The 22,957-nt window shown below is 60.5% G+C and carries 21 protein-coding genes; 5 read left to right on the top strand and 16 right to left on the bottom strand.

Translation table 11 applies throughout. The features are described 5' to 3' along the window. The first annotated feature begins 116 nt into the window (after positions 1–116). From AFK63_RS04725 to AFK63_RS04710, 4 genes are all read left to right on the top strand, one after another. Positions 117–1,097 (top strand): Bug family tripartite tricarboxylate transporter substrate binding protein, encoded by a 981-nt coding sequence (locus AFK63_RS04725; protein ID WP_038861656.1) that lies wholly within the window; start codon positions 117–119, stop codon positions 1,095–1,097. A gap of 14 nt (positions 1,098–1,111) precedes the next feature. After that, a complete protein-coding gene (locus AFK63_RS04720) occupies positions 1,112–1,543 on the top strand; it encodes a tripartite tricarboxylate transporter TctB family protein (protein WP_038861654.1) in 432 nt (143 codons plus the stop codon). Positions 1,544–1,554: 11 nt separating this feature from the next. Further along, positions 1,555–3,072: a tripartite tricarboxylate transporter permease gene (locus AFK63_RS04715; protein WP_038861651.1), complete on the top strand. Its 1,518-nt coding sequence runs from the start codon at positions 1,555–1,557 to the stop codon at positions 3,070–3,072. A 104-nt stretch (positions 3,073–3,176) separates the two neighbouring features. Beyond that, a complete protein-coding gene (locus AFK63_RS04710) occupies positions 3,177–3,800 on the top strand; it encodes a DUF2238 domain-containing protein (RefSeq protein ID WP_038862329.1) in 624 nt (207 codons plus the stop codon). On the opposite strand, the gene menE is transcribed toward AFK63_RS04710, so the two are convergent. From menE to AFK63_RS04670, 8 genes are all read right to left on the bottom strand, one after another. Then, positions 3,777–5,168 (bottom strand): o-succinylbenzoate--CoA ligase, encoded by a 1,392-nt coding sequence (gene menE, locus AFK63_RS04705; protein ID WP_053531556.1) that lies wholly within the window; start codon positions 5,166–5,168, stop codon positions 3,777–3,779. The genes AFK63_RS04710 and menE overlap by 24 nt on opposite strands. Further along, positions 5,165–6,130 carry an o-succinylbenzoate synthase gene (menC, locus tag AFK63_RS04700; protein ID WP_038861620.1) on the bottom strand — a complete coding sequence of 322 codons (966 nt, stop codon included), beginning with the start codon at positions 6,128–6,130 and terminating at the stop codon, positions 5,165–5,167. Before menC ends, menE begins: the two co-directional genes overlap by 4 nt. Next, complete coding sequence (menB, locus tag AFK63_RS04695) at positions 6,130–6,987, bottom strand: 1,4-dihydroxy-2-naphthoyl-CoA synthase (protein ID WP_038861618.1); 858 nt, start codon at positions 6,985–6,987, stop codon at positions 6,130–6,132. The genes menC and menB overlap by 1 nt, the downstream gene beginning before the upstream one ends. Continuing rightward, positions 6,974–7,765, bottom strand: coding sequence for a 2-succinyl-6-hydroxy-2,4-cyclohexadiene-1-carboxylate synthase (menH, locus tag AFK63_RS04690; protein WP_038861616.1), 792 nt, complete (start codon positions 7,763–7,765; stop codon positions 6,974–6,976). Before menH ends, menB begins: the two co-directional genes overlap by 14 nt. Next, positions 7,765–9,432, bottom strand: coding sequence for a 2-succinyl-5-enolpyruvyl-6-hydroxy-3-cyclohexene-1-carboxylic-acid synthase (gene menD, locus AFK63_RS04685; RefSeq protein WP_038861614.1), 1,668 nt, complete (start codon positions 9,430–9,432; stop codon positions 7,765–7,767). The genes menH and menD overlap by 1 nt, the downstream gene beginning before the upstream one ends. Positions 9,433–9,517: 85 nt before the next feature. Continuing rightward, positions 9,518–10,792 (bottom strand): isochorismate synthase MenF, encoded by a 1,275-nt coding sequence (menF, locus tag AFK63_RS04680; protein WP_038861612.1) that lies wholly within the window; start codon positions 10,790–10,792, stop codon positions 9,518–9,520. Between the two features lie 100 nt (positions 10,793–10,892). Then, positions 10,893–11,204: a stress response protein ElaB gene (elaB, locus tag AFK63_RS04675; protein ID WP_038861609.1), complete on the bottom strand. Its 312-nt coding sequence runs from the start codon at positions 11,202–11,204 to the stop codon at positions 10,893–10,895. A 49-nt stretch (positions 11,205–11,253) separates the two neighbouring features. Further along, positions 11,254–11,724, bottom strand: coding sequence for a GNAT family N-acetyltransferase (locus AFK63_RS04670; protein WP_038861607.1), 471 nt, complete (start codon positions 11,722–11,724; stop codon positions 11,254–11,256). A 73-nt stretch (positions 11,725–11,797) separates the two neighbouring features. Here AFK63_RS04670 and rnz point away from each other — a divergent pair, with 73 nt between their 5' ends. Beyond that, a complete protein-coding gene (gene rnz / locus AFK63_RS04665; RefSeq protein WP_038861600.1) occupies positions 11,798–12,712 on the top strand; it encodes a ribonuclease Z in 915 nt (304 codons plus the stop codon). A gap of 55 nt (positions 12,713–12,767) precedes the next feature. Here the strand turns inward: rnz and nuoN are convergent, their stop codons facing one another. From nuoN to nuoG, 8 genes are all read right to left on the bottom strand, one after another. Further along, entirely contained in the window at positions 12,768–14,243 is a 1,476-nt protein-coding gene (gene nuoN, locus AFK63_RS04660) for an NADH-quinone oxidoreductase subunit NuoN (RefSeq protein ID WP_038861597.1), read from the bottom strand. 6 nt (positions 14,244–14,249) lie between these two features. After that, complete coding sequence (gene nuoM, locus AFK63_RS04655) at positions 14,250–15,779, bottom strand: NADH-quinone oxidoreductase subunit M (protein WP_038861595.1); 1,530 nt, start codon at positions 15,777–15,779, stop codon at positions 14,250–14,252. A gap of 169 nt (positions 15,780–15,948) precedes the next feature. Continuing rightward, positions 15,949–17,790, bottom strand: a complete 1,842-nt coding sequence (nuoL, locus tag AFK63_RS04650) for an NADH-quinone oxidoreductase subunit L (protein ID WP_038861592.1) — start codon at positions 17,788–17,790, stop codon at positions 15,949–15,951. Next, positions 17,787–18,089, bottom strand: a complete 303-nt coding sequence (gene nuoK, locus AFK63_RS04645; RefSeq protein ID WP_004388260.1) for an NADH-quinone oxidoreductase subunit NuoK — start codon at positions 18,087–18,089, stop codon at positions 17,787–17,789. Before nuoK ends, nuoL begins: the two co-directional genes overlap by 4 nt. Continuing rightward, positions 18,086–18,649: an NADH-quinone oxidoreductase subunit J gene (nuoJ, locus tag AFK63_RS04640; protein ID WP_038861590.1), complete on the bottom strand. Its 564-nt coding sequence runs from the start codon at positions 18,647–18,649 to the stop codon at positions 18,086–18,088. Before nuoJ ends, nuoK begins: the two co-directional genes overlap by 4 nt. A 10-nt stretch (positions 18,650–18,659) precedes the next feature. Then, complete coding sequence (gene nuoI / locus AFK63_RS04635; protein ID WP_007665668.1) at positions 18,660–19,202, bottom strand: NADH-quinone oxidoreductase subunit NuoI; 543 nt, start codon at positions 19,200–19,202, stop codon at positions 18,660–18,662. A gap of 14 nt (positions 19,203–19,216) precedes the next feature. Further along, positions 19,217–20,197, bottom strand: coding sequence for an NADH-quinone oxidoreductase subunit NuoH (gene nuoH, locus AFK63_RS04630; protein WP_038861583.1), 981 nt, complete (start codon positions 20,195–20,197; stop codon positions 19,217–19,219). Then, complete coding sequence (nuoG, locus tag AFK63_RS04625) at positions 20,194–22,920, bottom strand: NADH-quinone oxidoreductase subunit NuoG (RefSeq protein WP_038861639.1); 2,727 nt, start codon at positions 22,918–22,920, stop codon at positions 20,194–20,196. Before nuoG ends, nuoH begins: the two co-directional genes overlap by 4 nt. Positions 22,921–22,957 lie beyond the last annotated feature (37 nt).

The raw sequence follows: 22,957 nt of genomic DNA, 5'->3' as shown, positions 1-22,957 counted from the left end.
TTCTGTCGCGATGAAAGGAAACTGAAAGGCTTTAGTTTTAACAATCATGCAACCGACACGCTACAAAGCAGTTCACATAATCAGAAACATCACGGCAGTCATGCATGAGGATGAAAATGAAAACATCGCTTCTCTCTACCCTGTTAGCAACGTCTCTGGCTTTCACCTTTGCCCCTGCGCACGCCGCAGAAGCCCCGTCGCGCCCGGAATGTATCGCGCCCGCGAAGCCCGGCGGCGGGTTTGATTTAACCTGCAAACTCATTCAGGTGAGCCTGCAGGAGACCGGCGCGCTGGAAAAACCGATGCGCGTCACTTACATGCCCGGCGGCGTCGGTGCGGTAGCTTATAACGCTATCGTCGCCCAGCGCCCCGGTGAGCCGGGCACGGTGGTGGCCTTCTCCGGCGGCTCGCTGCTGAACCTTTCGCAGGGCAAATTTGGCCGTTACAACGTTGACGACGTACGCTGGCTCGCAAGCGTCGGCACCGACTACGGGATGATTGCGGTGCGCGCCGACTCGCCCTGGAAAACGCTCGGCGACCTGATGAAAGCGCTGGAGAAAGATCCCAACAGCGTCGTGTTTGGCGCGGGCGCGTCCATCGGCAGCCAGGACTGGATGAAAACCGCGCTGCTGGCCCAGAAGGCAGGCGTGGATCCGCACAAAATGCGCTACGTGGCGTTTGAAGGCGGCGGCGAGCCGGTGACCGCGCTGATGGGGCACCACGTACAGGCGGTGTCGGGCGATCTGAGCGAAATGGTGCCCTACCTTACCGGCAATAAACTGCGCGTGCTGGCAGTCTTCGCCAATGAACGTCTGCCGGGCCAGCTCGCCCAGGTGCCGACGGCCAAAGAGCAAGGCTACGACCTGGTGTGGCCCATTATTCGCGGTTTCTACGTCGGCCCGAAAGTCAGCGACGCTGATTATCAGTGGTGGGTGCAGGCCTTCGAAAAACTCCAGCAAACTGAAGAATTCAAAAAGCAGCGCGACCTGCGCGGCCTGTTTGAGTTCAACATGACGGGCAAAGCGCTGGATGAATATGTGAAAAACCAGGTCAACGACTATCGCGAAAAAGCCAAAGCCTTTGGCCTTGCGAAATAGCGAAGGAGGCTGTGATGAGCGATCGTATTTTTGCCGGGATCTGGCTGCTGCTTTGCGTAGGTGGGCTGTTTGTCGCCTGGCAGATCCACAGCGAGTACGCCTATGAACCGGTCGGGCCGCGCCCGTTTCCGGTGGGCATTATCGCCCTGATGCTGCTCTGTTCGGCGCTGCTGCTGTTGCGCCGCCCCGATGTGGTGGAGTGGCCGCATAACGCCGTGCTGCAACGACTGGTGGCGATGGTCATTATCCTGCTGCTGTATGCCTGGGGCTTTGAGTGGCTGGGTTTTCCGCTCGCAACCGCGCTGCTGACGGCGGTGATAGGCATGCTGTTCGGCGCGCGGCTTCCGGCGGCACTGGCCTCCGGCGTGGTGATGGGCGGCGCGCTCTGGTTCGCTTTTGACAGGCTGCTTGACGTGACGCTGCCTCTCGGGGCCTGGCTTAATTAACGGGGGCTTTTATGGATACCTGGCTTTATCTTTCACAGGGCTTCGCCGTCGCGCTGACGCCCACCAATCTGCTGATCGCGCTTATCGGCTGCTTTGTCGGTACCATTGTCGGGCTGCTGCCGGGCCTCGGGCCGATTAACGGCGTCGCTATTTTGCTGCCGCTGGCTTTCGCCATTCATCTGCCGGCGGAGTCGGCGCTGATCCTGCTCGCGACCGTTTACATCGGCTGTGAATATGGCGGGCGTATCTCGTCGATTCTGCTCAACGTGCCAGGGGACGCCGCCGCGATCATGACCGCGCTGGATGGTTATCCGATGGCGCAGCAGGGACGCGGCGGCGTGGCGCTGTCAATCTCCGCGGTCAGCTCGTTTGTGGGCTCCTTCATCGCGATTTTCGGCATTATTCTGTTCGCGCCGGTGCTCGCCGAGTGGTCGCTGGCGTTCGGCCCGGCGGAATATTTCGCGCTGATGGTGTTCGCTATCGCCTGTCTCGGCAGCATGATGGCGCAAAACCCACTGAAATCGTTCCTGGCGGCGCTGATTGGTCTCGGTCTTGCGACGGTGGGCGTTGACGCCAATACCGGCGTCTACCGCTTCACCTTTGACAGCGTGCATCTCTCGGACGGCGTGCAGTTTATCGTGGTGGTGATTGGCCTGTTCTCGGTGTCCGAGATCCTGCTGATGCTGGAGAGCACCAGCAGCGGCCAGACGCTGGTACGTAAAACCGGGCGTATGCTGTTTAACGCCAAAGAGGCCGCCGCCTGTACCGGCGCGACGCTGCGCTCGTCCGTGATCGGCTTTTTTGTCGGCATTCTGCCCGGCGCAGGCGCGACGATCGCGAGCGCCATCACTTATATGACCGAGAAAAAACTCGGCGATAAAGACGGTTCATTTGGTAAGGGCGATATTCGCGGCGTGGCGGCGCCGGAGGCGGCGAACAACGCCTCGGCCTGCGGCTCGTTTATCCCGATGCTGACGCTGGGCGTGCCGGGCTCCGGCACCACGGCGGTGATGATGGGCGCGCTGACGCTCTATAACATCACGCCGGGGCCGGCGATGTTTACCGAACAGCCGGATATCGTCTGGGGGCTTATCGCCGCGCTGCTTATCGCAAACGTCATGCTGCTTATCATGAACATCCCGCTGATCGGCCTGTTCACCCGCATGCTGACGATTCCGCTGTGGTTCCTGGTGCCCGCCATTGCGGCGGTCTCGGCGGTAGGCGTGTACGCGGTGCACAGCACCACCTTCGATCTGCTGCTGATGGTGGCCCTCGGCGTGCTGGGCTATATTCTGCGCAAAATGCACTTCCCGATGTCGCCGCTCATTCTGGGCTTCGTGCTGGGCGAGATGCTGGAGCAGAACCTGCGACGCGCGCTCTCGATAAGCAACGGCGAGCTGGGGATCCTCTGGCAGAGCGGCGTGACCAAAACCCTGCTGATGATGGCGATACTGGTAATTGCCGTCCCGCCGGTCGTGAAGCGACTGCGCAGACGCCAGCTAAAAACACAGACCGATCTTCCCTCCTGATGTAATACCTCGCGGGCGGCAACCTACCGCCGCCCGCGATGGCAGAGATTGTATTTTTGCCGCATCTGCCTGATAGTTATCGTTTTCACTTTCTGGTTACCGTTATGACCGCCGCATCATCCCGTTCGGGGTTAATCGTCGCAGCGCTGGCGCTGCTCCTCACCCTTGTTTACACCGGTATCAGCGCAGGCGACAAACTCACCTGGCTGATGGAAGTGACGCCGGTCATTATCATCGTTCCGCTTTTGCTGGCGACGCACGCGCGCTATCCGTTAACGCCGCTGCTTTATGTGCTGATTTTCTTCCATGCCATCATTTTGATGGTCGGCGGTATGTACACCTACGCGAAAGTGCCTGTCGGTTTTGACGTTCAGGCGTGGCTGGATTTGAGCCGCAACCCGTACGACAAGCTGGGACATTTTTTTCAGGGGCTGGTGCCAGCGCTTGCGGCGCGGGAAATTTTGCTGCGCGGCGGCTACGTTCACGGGCGTAAAATGCTCGCCTTCGTGGTCTGCTGTATTGCGCTGGCGATTAGCGCGGTTTACGAGTTAATCGAATGGTGGTCGGCGCTGGCGCTGGGACAAGGCGCGGATGACTTTCTCGGCACCCAGGGCGACCCGTGGGATACCCAGTCGGATATGTTTTGCGCCTTGCTCGGCGCGCTGACCACGGTTTTCGCGCTGGGCCGCTGGCATACGAAGCAGTTACTGAACGTCCAGCGTACCTGACTCAGTAACGGCCTGCTGGTTTACCCAGTCACGTAGCGCCCGGCGGGAAATTTTAATGCCGCCGGTTTTCAGCGTCTCAGGCAGCCGCAGCCAGCGCACCGGCTGCTGAAATCGCGCCAGTTTATCGGCGCACCAGCCGGCCAGCATGGACGGGTCGCACGCTTCGCCACACTCCACGACCGCCACCGGGCGCTGGCCATACTCCGCATCATCCTGCGGCACAATAAACACTTGCTCAACCGACGGATGCGCGCTGATAACCCGCTCCACTTCCTCCGGCTGAACACCTTCTGCGCCGCAAAAAAAGAGGTTGTCTTTTCTTCCAAGCAGAGTCAGCCTGCCGTCGTCGATGCGACCGCAATCGCGGGTGGCGAACCACCCCTGGTCATTGGTCAGCGGGATCATTTTTCCGTCGCGCCAGTAACCTGCGGCCATGCTGTCCGCGCGCAGCCAGACTTCACCCTCGACTATTTGCAGCTCGCGCCCCGGCAGAGGCCGCCCGACATCCGCGAGGCCATCCGCCTCTTTGGCGCATACCGTGGAGGCAAACTCGGTCAGTCCGTAGCCGCACCAGCAGCGGATACCGCGCTGGCGGGCCTGTTCGGTGAGTTCAACCGGGATCGCCGCGCCGCCCAGCAGCACCGCCCTGAGCGACACGTCAACACCACTATTGAGCAGACGCCAGAGCTGGGTCGGCACCAGGGAGGCATGCGTGCAGCCGCGTAAGGCCTGATCCAGCGGCTGCTTGTCGCGTACCGTCAGGCTTGCGCCAGCAGAGAGCCAGCGCCAGAGAATGCCCTGGCCGGAAACGTGAAACAGCGGCAGCGAGAGCAGCCAGTCGTCCTGCGGGGCAAAAGGGATCGTCGCGAGTACCCCTTCCGCGCTGGCAAGATGCGCGTGAAAAGTATGCACTGCCGCTTTCGGCAGCCCCGTCGACCCCGAGGTCAGCGTCATGGAAGCGAGACGACGGTCGTGCCAGGGCGCCGCGTGTTCGCCCAGTCCTGGCTGCAACGACAGAGGATTAAGCCGCACCGGCAGCTCGCCGCCGTTCAGCACCAGCGCATGGCGCAGGCTCAGCGTGGGCAGCAGTTCAGCCAGCAAAGGCGCAGGCAGTTGCGGATTCAGCGGCAGGACGCGCGCGCCGCACTGCAAGAGAGCAAGCCACGCCAGCAAAGCGTCGGGCTGATTATTAGCGCGCAGCAGCACGCCGTCGCCTTCGCGAACGCCCTGGGCGTGAAGCCCCGCAGCCTGCGCATCGATACGCGCGCAGAGTTCACGCCAGCTTAGCCGCCACGCGTTCAGGCGCAGCGCCTGCGCGTCCGCTCTCCGCTGCCGCCAGTGCCGCCAGGGCCAGTCGCTAAAGGTCACAGCAGCGGCTCCAGCGCATCCACGGACAGGCACGGCAGCGTGCTGTCAGGCCAACGGCGAACCAGCTGGGCGCGCATGAGGCTTAGCGTGTCCAGACCAGGGATCGTCTTAGGCGTCAGCCAGGCGGCTATTCGCGCCAGCTGCGTCAGGCCGAAGCTTGACTCAATGGATGAACTGATGACCGCCGTCAGGCCCAGCGCGTGAGCCTGCGCCACCTGCTGTTGTACTTTTTGCAGGCTGCCGGTCAACGTCGGCTTAATCACTACGGCGCGCAGACCCGGCCCGGCGGCGAACGTAAAATCCGCCTCGCGCAGGCTCTCGTCCCAGGCGATGGCAATCCCGGTTTCGGCGGCAAAAGCGCGCGAGTCGGCGCGGGTTTTGCACGGCTCTTCGATGAATTCGATGCGCGAGCGATACGCCGGATTAACGTATCTGGCGAACTGGCGCGCCTTCAGCGGCGTCCAGGCGCGGTTGGCATCCAGCCGCAGGCGCAAATCCGGGATGCCCTCCAGAAGCAGATTCACTACCATGCCGTCGCGTACGGCTTCATACAGCCCCACTTTCACCTTGGCAACCTTATCGCCGCGCTGCCCGGCGAGGCGCGCGAAAAGTTCATCAGGATCGCCGGTGCACAATGGCGCGACGTGATAGTTCGCCGCCTGCGGCAGCGCGCCGTCAAGCTCCGCCTGCGCGCAGCTCAACCCGAACGCGACGCTGGCAATATCCGGCGGCGGCGGCGCGTTGCCGCGTTCCCACGCCACAAGCCAGTCGCACGTAGCGGACTGCGCGGTATCCAGCGTCTCTTCGCTGAACCCCGGCAGCGGCGCTATCTCGCCCCACCCTTCGCGCCCGTCGTCTGACAGGCGCACCAGCAGGCCATCGCGGGTCTTAAGCCGCCGCTCGCGCAGCACCACGCCCGCATCCATCGGCAGCTGATAACGGTAAAGCTGTGCCGCGCGCATTATGGATTACGCTTGAATTTGCTGAAGTCCGGCTGGCGCTTCTGGTTGAACGCGTTGCGCCCTTCCTGGCCCTCTTCGGTCATGTAGAAAAGCATCGTGGCGTTGCCCGCGAGTTCCTGCAACCCGGCCTGACCGTCGCAGTCGGCGTTGAGCGCCGCTTTGAGGCAGCGCAGCGCCATCGGGCTGTTTTGCAGCATTTCACGACACCAGCGCACCGTTTCACGCTCCAGCTCCGCCAGCGGCACGACGGTATTAACCAGCCCCATATCGAGCGCCTGTTGAGCGTCATACTGGCGGCACAGGAACCAGATTTCGCGGGCCTTTTTCTGTCCGACAATGCGCGCCATATAGGACGCGCCCCAGCCGCCGTCAAAAGAGCCGACTTTCGGGCCGGTCTGGCCGAACATGGCATTTTCTGCCGCGATAGTGAGATCGCACATCATATGCAGCACATGGCCGCCGCCTATCGCGTAGCCCGCCACCATCGCCACCACCGGTTTCGGGCAGGTGCGGATCTGGCGCTGGAAGTCGAGCACGTTGAGATGATGCACGCCGGAGTCGTCCTGATAGCCGCCATAGTCGCCGCGTACTTTCTGATCGCCCCCTGCGCAGAAGGCTTTTTCGCCTTCGCCGGTGAGGATAATGACGCCGATGTTGTCGTCGTAGCGCGCGTCGGCCAGCGCCTGGATCATCTCTTTCACCGTCAGCGGGCGAAACGCGTTGCGCACCTGCGGGCGGTTAATCGTGATTTTCGCGATGCCGTCGGTGGATTTCTGGTAGCGGATATCGGTATAGCCTTCTGAGCAGTCGAGCCATTCGACGGGGGCGTAAAGCATCGCTTCATCAGGATAAATCATGGGAGTTCTCCGTAGGGGTTCGCAAAATCGCGTTGAGGCTGCGGGCCGTTGCTTGCGGGTTTTCCCGGTGCGCATTGTGGCCTGCGCCAGTAATCAGATGCAGTGGGATCTGGAGCGTGGCGGCGAGCGCGCGAAACTTCGCGTCACGCTCGCCGCACAGGTAATGAAACGGCACGCGCAGCGCTTGCAGCGGTTCATGCAGCGGCGGCTGACGGCCCGTTGACGTAGCCTCAAGCATGGCGGCAAGCGCGGCAGGATTGTTGCGGGCGCGCAGCGCAATCAGCGCCTGACGCTGCGCGTCCGTGAGCGTGGCGAAAACCGGCTGGCGATACCAGGCGTCCAGGACGGTGGCGAGCGGTTCAGTGCGCAACCGCTGTGCCCAGCGCTGGTCGGCAAGCCAACGCACCTCGCGTTCGTGCGCGTTACATAATCCCGGATGCCCGCCTTCCACCACCAGCCCTCGCAGGCCGCGCGTCTCCCCCTGCGTGGCGTGAAACATCGCTATCCTCCCGCCAAGGGAATAACCCACCAGCCAGTAATTAAGTATGTTGTAACTATTGAGCGTCGCGGTCAGTAATTCGCTGACATGCGCGAAGCCTGACGCCAGACAGCGCGCCGAGCCGCCGTGGCCAGGCAGATCGATAAACAGATGATCGTACTGCGCGCACGCCTCTGCCACCTGCTGCCATTCACGCTGGTCGCCGAGAAAACCGTGCAGCCAGACTACCGCGCCGTGCGAGGCCGCATGCGCAGGCTGAAAGCGCGCCGCCAGGCACATCAGGCGCATACCTGTTGAATAAGCCGCTGAAAAACCTGTGCGCCCGCAGTGTCGGGTACGCGCAGTTCAATGACGGTCGCAACCGGCGAACCCCAGGCGCGCGTCATCGCCTCCTGCAGCGCCGCCAGGCTGTCGGGCGCCTCATAATGGAGCGAAAACAGGGCGGCTGCGGGCGCGAAACTGACGTTTTGCGGCATGCAGTAATACTTTTCCCGCTCGCGGGCCGGCGTCGGGAGCATCGAGAAAATCTGCCCGCCGTTGTTGTTAACGACCATCAACACAAAAGGCGCGGGCGCGTCGCGCAGAAGCGCCAGGGCATTGATGTCATAAAGCGTAGAGAGATCGCCCAGCACCGCAAGCGTTGGCCGCCCGGTGGCGCGCTGTACGCCCGCGGCGGTAGAGATAAGCCCGTCAATGCCACTCGCCCCACGATTGCCATACACCGGATACCCGGCGGGCAGCTGCGCCAGCGCGTCGACCAGCCGCACCGTCAGGCTGTTGCCGAGAAACAACTGGCCGTCATCCGCCAGCAGTTCCGGCAGCCTGTGCGCCACCTGCGCTTCGCCCCATTCGGTGAGTTCGCGCGCCACAATACGCTGTGTTCGCATAGCCAGCCTTTCAAGCGGCTCCGCCCACGGCACGGATGACGTTGTCGGGTGCTGTTCAAGCCAGGCGGGAATATCAGCCACCAGCCGACGCCCGCAGTGGTGCGCCGGATCGAGCCGCCCCGGCAGCGGGTCGACAATCCAGTACTCCTGCGGGCGACATTCACTCTGCCATTGCAGAACGCGCTTGCCGGTAAGGCTGCCGCCGAACTGCACGACAAACTGTACCTGCGCCAGCACGCCGGCGGCATCCGGATGCGCGAGCCAGAGATCGGCGCATGGCAGCGGCTGCCCGGTTTGCGACAGCACATCGCCTATCAGCGGCCAGCCGAGGCGTTGCGCCCATTGCGCTACCGCTGCGCCTTCCTGCGCGTTGAGTCTGCCTGCCAGCACCACGCCGCGCTGTTCGCGCCAGAACGCCCAGTCCGGCTGTACGCTGGCTGCCCGTGCATCTTCGAGGCGCAGCCACGGCGTGGCCCTTTGCCACCATTCGCCGGGCGCGTGTTGCCATTCAAGCCCGGTATCATCCAGCTCGCCGTACAGCGGCTCCGCGAACGGACAATTAATATGCAGCGCGCCCGCCTTCAGTGCGCCCATCTTTTCATCGATAGCGCTGATAAGCCAGGCGGCGGGAATGGCCGGCGTGGGGCGGGGTAAATCAAGGGCGGCGGCAGGATGCGAGGCGAAAATCGCATGCTGGCGAATGGCCTGGTTCGCGCCGCAGTCAATCAGCTCAGGTGGTCGGTCGGCTGTGATCGCCACCAGCTTTTCGCCGGTCAGCCCGGCTTCTATCACCGCCGGGTAGAGATTCGCCACCGCCGTACCGGACGTGACAATCACCGCCACCGGCTCGCCGCTCGCTTTGGCAAGCCCCAGCGCCAGATGACCCAGGCCGCGTTCATCGAAATGCGTATGCAAGGTAAACGCCGGGTTCTGCGCCGCAGCAAGCGTGAGAGGTGTGGAGCGCGAACCGGGCGCAATGCACAGATGGCGCACGCCGTGGCGGCTAAGCGCTTCGAGGATCACTGCGGCCCAGCGGCGGTTGAAGGTGCTTGTCGACATAAGCTTGTCCGGTATCAATTTAGCCGGATTATTATAAAGCGCTGTCGAAATCGAATTTTGATATGGGTCGGGATTGTGGTGCGGTTCAGCCTGTTAAGAGCGTGAGCAGACCCGCCGCTTTGTTCTCAATTTCCTGCCATTCCGGCCCCGCCTGCGAGCCTGCCACCAGCCCGGCGCCCGCGTAAATCCGTATCGTCTCGTCCTGAATCCATGCCGAACGCAGACTGACGCAAAATTCTGTTTTTTCAAGCGAAAGATACCCGGCGGAGCCTGCATACCACTGGCGATTGAAAGGTTCACAGGCGGCGATAAAGCGCTGCGCCGCCTCGCGCGGCAGCCCGGCCACCGCAGCGGTGGGTTGTAACTGGCGCAGACACGCGGTGTCATCAGGCGCGTGGAGCCGCGCGCGAATAACGCGCCTGAGATGCTGTACCCGGCGCAGCCGCACCACCTGCGGCGCCTCGGTATGAATATCATCCGCGATGGGCTTCAGACGCCCGCAGATATCGTCCACCACCAGCGCGTTTTCGCGTTGATTTTTATCATCCGCCAGGAGCCATGCGGCGCGCGCCTGCGCCTGCGCGTCATCCGCGTGATTTTCCACGGTGCCCGCCAGCGCTTCGGTGTCGAGGGTACGCCCTTGCCGCCGCCACAACCGCTCCGGCGTAGAGCCGAGAAACGCTTCGCGCGCGCTGAACGCCAGATAAAAGTGGTAGCAATCGCGGTTAACGCGGCGGCTCGCGGCCATCAGCGCCGCGGCGTCCACCGGCGCGGTAAAACGCAGATCGGTGGCGCGGGCCAGCACCACTTTCGCGAATTCTCCGCGCCCAATGGCCTGTAGCGCCTGCTCCACTATCTGCGCCCACTGGGCCGCGTCGGGCGTGTCGCACCGGCTGACGCGACGCGGCTCGCGCCGGGTTAGCGCCACCGCCGGTTGTAGCGGCGCCATTCTGTCTGTTAACCCCCCAGCCTCGCCATCGCGGCAATGCGTGGCGATAAGCCAGCCGCGATCGCCTTCGCGACGCAGCTCAAGGCACGGGATAAAAAGAGATCCGCGCTGCGGATCAAAGGCGTTTAGCCCCCATGCGCGCAAGTCCGGTTTATCGGCGTGCTGGCGTAAAAAGGTGTCGGCATTCTGAAGCGTGGTGAAGGTGCGCGCCGCACCGAGCGCCGCGGCTTCCTCGTGACCATCGCGCGAGCGCCAGTAGAACTGTGGATACGTGTTTTGCGCGCGCAGCCAGAAGAGAAAATCGACTTCGGCAGGAGAAAATTCAACAGCGTATCGGTAGAGATCAGGGGCATCCGGCACATGCGCCAGCGCCTCTTGCGCCAGCGCCAGCGCGGCGGCGAACGTCCTCACAGGTTCCATTCCTTTTGCGTAAAACCATGCATTCTACGAGGTTTTAGCGGCAAAAAAAATGGCGCACCCGAAAGGATGCGCCTGCGTGCGTTCGACGGAATTAGCGGCGGGCTAACAGCAGGCCCAGCACCAGCCCTGCGGCTGCGCCAATTCCTACGCCCTGCCACGGTTTTTCATGCACATAGTCATCAGCACGATAAACCGCCTGTTTGGCGCGGAAGTAGTAGTTGTCAGACGCAGAGCTGACGCGGTTTTTCACGTCATGCAGCGCCTGCTCGGCGCGCGCTTTCAGTTCAACATATTTTTGATCCGCCGGGTCGCCGGAGGAGCGCAGGATCTCTTCCAGCGTGTCGCTCAGCAGGGTCAGGTCATCGTCTACACGTGTTTCATAAGGTTGTGAAGATAAAGGCATAACTGGTCTCCGTGTTAACAAGTTACCGGTTTGCTAACTATAGACACACTCACGCTTTTTTGCCTGGAAGCGGTTCGCGTCGCATTCCGATGTGCGGGATACCGTCTTCGTCGTAGATGTCTGTCGCAGGTGTAAAGCCAAACTGCGCGTAAAACGCCTGGAGATGCGCCTGCGCGCTCAGGTATAGCGGGCTCTGCGGCCAGTTACGCTCGCAGCTCTCTACGGCGCGTTTCATCAGTTCAACGCCCAGTTTTTCGCCCCGCGCCTGCTCTGAAACGATGACCCGACCTATTGCCACCGGGGCGTCAGGCTCATTACTTTTCAGAATCCTCGCATAAGCGATCAGCTGATTATCACGCAAGGCAAGCAGATGACGGTTTTCGCCCACCAGATCTTCACCATCCACATCCAGATAGGGACAGGTTTGTTCAACCACGAAAACTTCACAGCGTAGCTTCAGCAGCGCGTATAACGTCGGGACATCCAGCTCGGTGTGATGCTTATCCTGCCAGTCGATCATAATGGGCTCCAGAATGTGCGGCGATCCTCGTTATACTAAAAGCTTTCACTAAATCGTGCAGAGTAATTTCCTCATGGAACTGACATTTTTAGGCACCAGCGCCGGGTTGCCCTCTACCACTCGCAACGTGACGGCCATTGTGCTGAATCCGCAAAATAATCAGTCCGGGCTGTGGCTTTTTGACTGCGGCGAGGCCACCCAGCACCAGATGCTGCGCGCCAGCGCCAGCCCTGGCAAGATTGAAAAGATTTTTATCACGCATCTGCACGGCGACCATATCTTCGGGCTGCCGGGCCTGCTGTGTAGCCGCTCAATGGCAGGCTGTGAGACGCCGCTTGAGGTTTACGGCCCGAAAGGCATCGACGAGTTTATCGATACCACGCTGCGCCTGAGCGGCTCCTGGACCAGCTACCCGCTGCATGTGCATGAAATCACCGCAGGCGTTGTGCTTGATGACGCGTCGTTCACCGTTACCGCGTTTGCGCTGACACACCCGGTGGAGTGTTACGGCTACCGGATTGCGGAGCGCGACAGGCCCGGCGCGCTGGACGCCGCGCGCCTCAAAGCGGCAGGCGTTACGCCGGGGCCGCTGTTTCAGCAACTCAAACGCGGCGAGACGGTGACGCTCGCAGACGGGCGCACGCTGTGCGGCGCGGATTATCTGAGCGCGCCGCGCCCCGGCAAAAAAATAGCGATTTTCGGCGATACCGGCCCGACACCGCAGGCGGACGCGCTCGCCCGCGATGTGGATCTGATGGTGCATGAAACCACGCTTGAAGCGGCGATGGCCGAGAAAGCCAACGGGCGCGGGCACTCGACCACGCAGCAGGCGGCAATGCTTGCCAGAGACGCTGGCGCGAAGCGTCTGGTGATGACCCATTTCAGCTCCCGGTACGATGCGGCGGACTGCCAGCGGCTGCTGGCAGAGTGCCAGGCTATTTTTCCGGCGAGCGAACTGGCGGAAGACTTCCTGACCATTGCAGTTTAGCGCCCATAAAAAAACCGCCGATAACCGGCGGTTTTTGTTAGCTCAGGCGTCACGCTTACATCAGCGGTTTCGCCATCTGCACCAGCGTAATCAGCGGTTGCGGCCAGACACCCAGCACCAGTACGAGCAGTGCGGAGATAAGCACCACGACGCCGCCTGCGCTGTAGGCCCAGTTCGACGGCACATCACGGTTAAGCTGCTGCGGTGCGTTGAGGTACAGGCTTACCGCTACGCGCAGGTAGTAGTAGAGACCAATCGCAGAGCCTACGACCACGGCGCCGGTCAGCCACCACAGGTCTGACTGCACACCAACGGCCAGCACGTAGAATTTACCGATAAAGCCGAGCGTCATCGGAATACCCGCGAGCGACAGCATCATCACGGTCATGACCGCTGACAGGATCGGACGGTGCCAGAACAGGCCGCGATAGGAGTAGAGCGAATCCGCGTCCGGACCGCGATACGGGCTGGACATCAGGCTTACCACGCCAAACGCGCCGAGGCTGCTGAACAGATAGCCCGCCAGGTAAACCCCTACGGTTTCCATCGACATTCCGCCGCTTTGAACCCCATCGCCACTCTTCATCGCAATCAGCGCCACCAGCAGGTAACCGAGATGCGAGATAGAGGAGTAACCGAGCAGACGCTTAATGTTGGTCTGCGTCAGCGCCATCAGGTTACCGAAGATGATGGAAGCGAAAGCCAGCACGCCTAATACCACGCGTACCGCCTCGCTCTCGCCCACCGGGGCATAGAGGAACAGACGCATCACCACACCGAAGATAGCGATTTTGCTCGCGGTGGCGAGGAAAGTGGAAACCGGCGCAGGCGCGCCCTGGTAAACGTCCGGCGTCCAGAGATGGAACGGCACCAGCGAGAGCTTAAAGCCGAGACCGACAATCATCAGGCCCAGACCCGCCAGCAGCAGCGGTTCGTGCAGCATGTTATCCGCGAGGCTCTTACCGAGCGCCACGAACGACAGGCTACCGGACTGCGCATAAACCAACGCCATACCGAACAGCAGGAATGACGAGGCGGCGGCAGACAGGATGGTGTATTTGATAGCAGCTTCCAGAGAACGCTTCTGGCGGAAGGCGTAGCCCACCAGGCCAAACAGCGGCAGCGAAATCAGCTCAATACCCAGGAACAGCGAGGCCAGATGGTTAGCGTTCGCCAGCAGAATGCCACCCAGCGCGGCGATGAGCACCAGCAGGTAGAACTCTTCCTTGTTGTCGTTGTAACCCTGCAGCCATGGATAGGCGAAGGTGCAGGTTGCGAGGCTCGCCAGCAGTACCAGCCCGGTATAGAGCATGGCGTAACCATCCACACGCATCAGCGGCGTGACATCCATCGCGCCCGCCTGACCGACGAACCACAGCGACAGCAGCGCGGCGTTAAGCCCGACGACCGACAGCGTGGCATTCAGGAAGTGGTTACGTCGCCACGCAATGGAGAGCATCACAACTACCACCGTCAATCCGACGATCAGCAGCGGTAGCAGCGCGATCAATTGTTGAGTAGTTATTGTCATGGCGAATTACGGCCTTGTAGTTGAAACAGAATCGGTAAACCACTGCTGAATATTGCTCATCGCCGAATGGGATGTATCCAGAATTGGCTGGGGATAGAAGCCCAGCAGTACCAGAAGCACCACCAGCAGCAGGATCATAAACAGCTCGCGCAGCGACAGGCCGCGGATCTCCTGACGCGCCGCGTCGCTCTTCGGCTGACCGAAGTACGCGCGATGCAGCATCGCCAGCGAGTAAACGGAAGCGAACACCAGGCCAAAGGTCGAGATGACGGTAATAACCGGGACCACCTGGAAGCTGCCGAACAGGATCATGAATTCGCCAACAAAGTTACCGGTGCCCGGCATACCGAGCGTCGCCACGGCAAAGAACATCGACAGCGCAGGAAGCCATTTGATTTTGCTCCACAGGCCGCCCATCTGGCGCATATCGCGGGTATGCAGACGCTCATAAAGCTGACCGCACAGAATAAACAGACCCGCCGCGGAAAGGCCGTGAGCGATCATCTGGATAACCGCGCCCTGATACGCAAGCTGGCTACCGGTGTAGATAGCGATCAGCACAAAGCCCATGTGAGAAACGGAGGTGTATGCGATAAGACGCTTGATGTCGTACTGAGTAAAAGCCATCCATGCGCCGTAGAAAATGCCGATGACACCAAGCCACATGGCGATTGGCGCGAACTCAGCGGAGGCGTTCGGGAACAGCGGCAGCGCAAAGCGCAGCAGACCGTAGGCAGCGGTTTTCAGCAGGATGCCTGCCAGGTCGACAGAGCCTGCGGTCGGCGCCTGAGAGTGCGCGTCCGGCAGCCAGCCGTGCAGTGGCACCACCGGCATTTTCACCGCGAACGCGATGAAGAAGCCGAGCATCAGCAGATATTCCACACCGTGAGACATCGGCGTTTTCAGCAGCTGTTCGTAGTTGAACGTCCACTCGCCGGTCGCGTTGTAGTGCACGAACACCAGCGCCAGAATGGCAATCAGCATCACCAGACCGCTCGCCTGGGTATAGATAAAGAACTTGGTGGCCGCCGTGATACGCGTTTTACCGTCCGATGCCTTATGGCCCCACAGGGCAATCAGGAAGTACATCGGCACCAGCATCATTTCCCAGAAGAAGAAGAACAGGAACATGTCGATGGCAAGGAATACGCCGATAACGCCGCCCAGGATCCACATCAGGTTGAGGTGGAAGAAGCCCTGATATTTTTCAATTTCATTCCACGAGCAGAGCACCGCCAGCACGCCAAGCAGGCCGGTCAGTACCACCATCAGCAGCGACAGGCCGTCGATGGCTAAGTGGATGGTGATGCCAAAGCGCGGGATCCAGTCGTGAGTGTACTGGTCCTGCCACTTCGGAAACTCACCGGATTGCGTCAGTGAGTAGCCGCCCTGCAACCAGAGTTGCAGACCGAGCGCCAGCGTCAGCCCCATGGTAATCAGCGCAATCCAGCGCGGCACCTTAACGCCGAAGCGTTCGGTCTGCCAGCACAGGAAGCCGCCGATAAAGGGAATCAGTATTAGCCAGGGTAGTAACATGGCGATATTTGTTCCTTGTTTAAGTCCCGGAGGGACCGATTTTCAACGAATTCGACTACATCCACGTTTGAGTGCGGTTTGCGGTGTCGGGTGGCGCTAACGCTTACCCGACCTGCCGTCTCCCAGGCCCGGTAAGCGCAACGCCACCGGGCAATACCGTCATCTCAAATCAACGCAACACCATCAACAACACCAGCACAACCACCGCACCGATGCTCATTGAGGCCACATACCAGCGCAGATAGCCGTTCTCGCTTAGCAACAGACCACGGCCTGCGTAGCGGGAAAGAATGGCCGGAATGTTCATCAGCGCGTTAAGCGGATCGCGTTGCAGCAGCCAGGCAATACCCAGGAACGGCTTGACGAATACTTTGTCATACAGCCAGTCGAAGCCCCAGGCGTGATACCACCAGGTGCCGAAGAAACGGCCCGGCGCGCTTTTGGCAATGCTACTGACCAGCGTACGCTTGCCAAGCCACAACCAGGCGGCGATCAGAATGCCCGCGATAGCGACCACACCGGAGGTAATTTCCAGCGTCAGAACGCGACCGTGCTCAAGCTCGGTGGTGTCTGGCAGTACGCCCTGCAACGGAGGCACAATCATCGCGCCAACGAAGGTGGACAGTACCAGCAGCACAATCAGCGGCAGGTGGTGGGTAAGTCCCTTCCCTGCGTGAGCGTGAATTTGTTCTTTACCGTGGAATACGATGAAAATCATACGGAAGGTATACAGGGAGGTCATGAACGCACCGACCAGACCCGCCACCATCAGATTGATATGTCCATTCGCCATGGCACCCGCCAGGATTTCGTCCTTACTGAAGAAGCCCGCGGTGATAAGCGGCAGTGCCGCCAGCGCCGCGCCGCCTACCAGGAAGCAGACATACACCAGCGGGATGGACTTACGCAGGCCGCCCATCTTGAAGATGTTCTGCTCGTGGTGGCACGCCAGAATGACGGAGCCGGACGAGAGGAACAGCAGCGCTTTAAAGAACGCGTGGGTCATCAGGTGGAAAATCGCCGCGTCCCACGCCTGAACGCCAAGCGCCAGGAACATGTAGCCAATCTGGCTCATAGTGGAGTAAGCGAGTACGCGTTTGATGTCGGTCTGCACCAGAGCGGCGAAGCCCGCCAGCACCAGCGTGACAGCACCGACGATGCCGACCAGATGCAGCACGTCCGGAGTGAGCAGGAACAGGCCGTGGGTACGCGCGATCAGGTAGACGCCCGCAGTCACCATGGTTGCCGCGTGGATCAGCGCGGAAACCGGAGTCGGGCCTGCCATTGCATCCGCAAGCCAGGTCTGGAGCGGAAGCTGAGCGGATTTACCGACCGCGCCGCCGAGCAGCATCAGCGTCGCCCAGCGCAGCATTTCGTTGCCGTTGGCAAAGTGCTGCGGAGCCAGCTCTACCATTTCGCGGAAGTTAAGGGTGCCCAGCTCGTTGTAGAGAATAAACAGCGCGAACGCGAGGAAGACGTCACCCACACGGGTTACGACAAACGCTTTCATCGCCGCTGCGCCATTCTTCGGATCGGTGTAGTAGAAACCGATCAGCAGATAGGAGCACAGGCCCACGCCTTCCCAGCCGAGGTACATCAACAGAAGGTTATCGGAGAGCACCAGCACGACCATGCTCGCGATAAACAGGTTGGTGTACGCGAAGAAGCGGGAGTAGCCCTCTTCGCCGCGCATATACCAGGACGCGAACATGTGGATCAGGAAACCTACACCCGTGACCACAGAGAGCATGGTCAGCGAAAGGCCATCCAGCACCAGGTTGACGCCGATGTTGAAATCGCCGACGGACATCCAGGTCCACAGCGGCAGCGAGAACGCCTGCTTGCCGTTATTAAAGAAATCAATGCCAGCGTAAGCGGTGACCAGCGCCGCCAGCCCTACTGAGCCCACCCCGACCGTCGCGGCGAGGTTTTCCGACCAGCGTCCGCGGGAGAAGGCGAGCAGTACGTAGCCAATCAATGGCAAAATAATGGTTAATGCGAGCAGGTTCATCCACGCATCTCACTTACTGAATCGATATTCAGGTTCTGGCGACGACGATGGAGTTGCAGCAACAGCGCGAGACCAATACTCGCTTCCGCCGCAGCTAAGCTAATCGCCAGGATATACATTATCTGGCCGTCGGTCTGGCCCCAGTAGCTGCCCGCGACCACGAAGGCGAGCGCGGCGGCGTTAATCATGATTTCCAGCCCAATCAGCATAAACAGCAGGTTGCGGCGGATAACCAGACCGGTCAGGCCCAGGACGAACAGAATAGCCGCCAGGATCAGTCCATGTTGTAACGGGATCATGCGCGCTCCTCCGTTTTTCTTTTCGACGCGTCCGACGGAGCCCCGCCGCGCACGCTCACCACATCGCCCGCTTTCTCTTCACGGCCAAGATGGAAGGCGACGACCAGGCCCGCCAGCAGCAGCATGGAAGCGAGTTCCACCGCCAGTACGTACGTCTGGAACAGGTCTTTACCGACGGCTTTCGCGCTAATCGGGTTGCCTTCGATGCCTTGATCGTTAACGCCCAGAATGGCGTAGACAACCACCACCAGCAGAACCGCAGAGAGAATGCCAGGGCCAATCCAGATCTGCGGTTTGAGCCATTCGCGCTCCTGACGCACCACGGAATCCCCGAGATTGAGCATCATGACCACGAACACGAAGAGCACCATAATGGCGCCTGCGTAGACGATGATTTCCAGCGCACCGGCGAAATACGCGCCCAGCGAGAAAAAGACGCCCGCGATCGCCAGCAGCGAAATAATCAGGTACAGCAGCGCGTGTACCGGATTACTGTGGGTGATCACCCGGGCGGTGGTCAGGACCGCCACAAGGGCGCAGATATAAAAAGCGAATTCCATTCCTGACTCCTTAAGGTAACAGGCCTTTGACGTCGATAGGTTTGGCTTCGTTTTCCGCCTCGCCCTTATCTTTGCCGTCGATTGCCATACCCGCCATCCGGTAGAAGTTATATTCCGGGTATTTACCCGGACCGGAGATCAGCAGGTCCTCTTTTTCATACACCAGATCCTGGCGCTTAAACTCGCCCAGCTCGAAATCCGGCGTCAGCTGGATTGCGGTTGTCGGACAGGCCTCTTCGCACATCCCGCAGAAAATGCAGCGCGAGAAGTTAATGCGGAAGAATTCCGGATACCAGCGGCCGTCTTTGGTCTCTGCTTTTTGCAGAGAGATACAGCCCACCGGACAGGCAACCGCGCACAGGTTACAGGCCACGCAGCGCTCCTGGCCGTCCGGATCGCGCGTCAGCACAATACGGCCACGGTAGCGCGGCGGCAGATAAACCGGCTCTTCCGGATACATGCGCGTTTCGCGTTTGGAAAACGCGTGCAGGCCAATCATCCAGATACTGCGTAGTTGGGTGCCGAAACCAACCACTAATTCTTTCAATGTCATGGTTTTCCCACCCCTTATGCTGCTGTCTGCCAGAGAATGACAGCCGCGGTTACCAGCAAGTTGATAAGCGTCAGCGGCAGGCACACTTTCCAGCCGAAGGACATTACCTGGTCATAACGAGGACGCGGTAATGCGGCGCGAATCAAAATAAACATCATCATGAAGAACGCGGTTTTCAGCGCGAACCAGATGAAAGGCGGTAACCAGGGACCTTGCCAGCCGCCGAAAAACAGCGTCACGATAAGCGCGGAAACCGTCACAATCCCGATATATTCCCCCACGAAGAACAGACCGAACTTCATGCCGGAATATTCGATGTGGTAACCGTCAGCCAGCTCCTGCTCGGCTTCCGGCTGGTCAAACGGGTGACGGTGACACACCGCAACGCCCGCGATAGCGAAAGTCACAAAGCCGAAGAACTGCGGAATAACGTTCCAGATATCCGCCTGGTTATTGACGATATCGGTCATGTTAAAGGAGCCCGCCTGCGCGACGACACCCATCAGGGAGAGCCCGAGGAACACTTCATAGCTCAGCGTCTGCGCGGAGGCGCGCATGGCGCCCAGCAGAGAGTATTTATTGTTGCTCGACCAGCCCGCAAACAGAACCGCATACACGCCAAGCCCGGCCATCATAAGGAAGAACAGGATCCCGATGTTGAGATCCGCCACCACCCAGGTGGGGCTCACCGGTACGATGGCGAAGGCCAGCAGCAGCGAGGTGAACGCAATCATCGGCGCCAGCGTAAAGATGACGCGGTCAGAGAAGCGCGGAACCCAGTCTTCTTTGAAGAACATCTTGATCATGTCCGCGACCAGCTGGAGCGAACCGCCCCAGCCAACACGGTTTGGTCCGTAGCGGTTCTGGAAGAGGCCGAGCAGACGACGCTCGCCAAAACTCATGAACGCGCCGCAGCTCACGACCACCAGCAGAATGACCACCGCTTTAAGGATGCTGAGCAGGATCTCGATAACATCCGGTGTCAACCAACTCATTGCGCAGCCTCCTGCAGATTATCAAGACGAGCGCCAGCCATGACAGGCGCGATGCCCGGCATACCCATCGGCAGACCGACCTGCCCTTCCGTCAGCCCTTCAGACAGTTGCAGCGGCAGCGTGATGGTCTGACCCTCATAGTTGAAGGAGACCTTCGCGCCCGCATTCACGCCGAGCTTCGCGGCATCTGCCGGATTCAGGCGGATATACGGCTGCGGCATGCGGCTCTGGAAGACCGGCGAACGCTGCGACATTTCATCGCTGCCGAACAGGTGATAATAAGGCGCGATACGCCACTGGCCATCCTGCGGCGCGAAACGCTGCGGTACGGTCGTGAAGTAGTCGATAGCGCCCTCGCCCGCCTCGATGAGGCGCACGCCCGGATCGCCATGACGCAGATGACCGCCCACTTCGTCCTGGAATTTGTTCCAGGCCTGCGGGGAGTTCCAGCCCGGCGCCCAGGCGAACGGCACCTGCGAACGCGGCGCGTCCGGATGGTTGTTCCCTTCCATCGAGAAGGAGAACATGGTGTCTTTATCCTGCGGCTGACGCGGTTCATGCACGCTGATGTTGGCGCGCATCGCAGTGCGACCACTGTAACGATGCGGTTCGCGCGCCAGTTTCTGTCCGCGGATGCGGAACGTTGCGTCCGGCGCTGCGTCTTTAATACCCGCCAGCTGCGGCAGCTTCTCAATACAGGCGTCAATCACATGATCGAGTTGCGTCCAGTCCGGATGACGATCCTGGAGCGTGCTGTGCAGCGAATGCAGCCAGCGCCAGCTTTCCAGCATGGTCACGGTGTTGTCGTAATAGGACGGATCGTAAACCTGGAAGAAACGCTGCGCGCGGCCTTCATTGTTAATGACCGTACCGTCGCTTTCGGCGAAGCTCGCGGTGGAAAGCACCAGATGCGCGTGATCCATAATCGCGGTGCGCTGATGGTCAATGACCATGACCAGCGGCGCTTTGGCGAGCGCGGCGTCCACACGTGCGGCAGAGGCGTGACGATGCAGATCGTTTTCCAGCACGATAACCGCATCGGCGCTGCCGGTTTCCAGCTCATTCAGCGCGTCGTCAAGCGAACCGCCGCCAATCATGCCGAGACCGACGCTGTTCACTGCGCGGGCGATCATCGTGATGCCGACATCGGCACCGCGACCTTTCAGCGCTTTCGCGACGTTCGCGGCCGCCTGAATCATCTCGACGCTACCGGCGTTGGTACCGGAGATAATCAGCGGTTTTTTGGCGCCAGCCAGCGCCTGAACAATCACGTCGACTTTATTTTGCAGGTCGCGATCCAGTCCTTCAACCGCAGGCGAGGCCGCGTCCAGCGCGTTGGCGATGGCGAAGCCCAGGCGCGCCTGATCTTCAACCGGCGCGCGATAAGTCCACGCGGCGATATCGTCCAGACGGGTGCTGTCGACGTTAGTCACGAACAGCGGATGTTTGGCGCGCTGGCCGATGTTCAGGATGGCCGCGATCTGCCAGTCAGCCACTTTCTGGGCCGCCGCCATTTCGCGCGCTTTGCCTTTCACCGCCTGACGCACCGCCAGCGCGACGCGCGCGCCGGTCTGGGTGATGTCTTCGCCAAGCACCAGCACGGCGTCGTAAGATTCAATCTCACGCAACGCTGGCGTGCGAATGCCGCTTTCACGCAGCACTTTAAGCATTAACTGCAGACGTTCCTGTTCGCCCGCCGCGATGCCGGTATAGAAGTTTTCAGCGCCGACCAGTTCGCGCAGCGCGAAGTTACTCTCAACGCTCGCGCGCGGAGAGCCAATGCCGATGACTTTCTTCGACTGACGCAGAATATCCGCCGCGCCCTGCATCGCCTGCTCGGCGTTCAGGGTGATAAGGTCATCGCCACGGCGCTGTACCGGACGACGCGGACGGTCTTTCAGGTTGACGTAGCCATAACCGAAACGACCGCGATCGCACAGGAAGTAGTGGTTAACGGTACCGTTATAGCGGTTCTCGATGCGACGCAGTTCACCGTAACGCTCGCCGGGGCTGGTATTGCAGCCCAGTGAACATTGCTGGCAGATGCTCGGCGCGAACTGCATATCCCATTTACGGTTGTAGCGCTCGGAGTGCGTTTTATCAGTGAACACGCCGGTCGGGCAGATTTCCACCAGGTTGCCGGAGAATTCACTCTCAAGCGTACCGTCTTCCGGACGTCCGAAATAGACGTTGTCATGCGCGCCGTAAACGCCGAGATCGGTGCCGTCAGCATAATCTTTGTAGTAACGCACGCAGCGGTAGCAGGCGATGCAGCGGTTCATCTCATGATTGATGAACGGCCCCAGATCCTGATTACGGTGAGTACGCTTGGTGAAACGGTAGCGACGGAAGCTATGACCGGTCATTACGGTCATATCCTGCAGGTGGCAGTTACCGCCCTCTTCGCAGACCGGGCAGTCATGCGGGTGGTTGGTCATCAGCCACTCTACAACGCTTTCGCGGAACTGCTTCGCTTCATCGTCGTCAATAGAGATAAAGGTGCCATCGGATGCCGGCGTCATGCAGGACATCACCAGGCGACCACGGGTATCTTCCGCGTTCTGATATTGCTTCACCGCGCACTGGCGGCAGGCGCCGACGCTTCCCAGCGCCGGATGCCAGCAAAAATAAGGAATATCGAGGCCGAGCGACAGACATGCCTGCAGCAGGTTATCCGCGCCGTCTACCTCATATTCTTTGCCGTCTACATGAATCGTAGCCATAGTCAGCATGCTTCCAGTTGGCCTGGCGCGAGCCAGG

Origin of the sequence: Cronobacter muytjensii ATCC 51329, from assembly GCF_001277195.1 — a bacterium.
Classification (GTDB): Bacteria; Pseudomonadota; Gammaproteobacteria; order Enterobacterales; family Enterobacteriaceae; genus Cronobacter; species Cronobacter muytjensii.
This window is presented reverse-complemented; position numbering and strand designations above follow the sequence as displayed.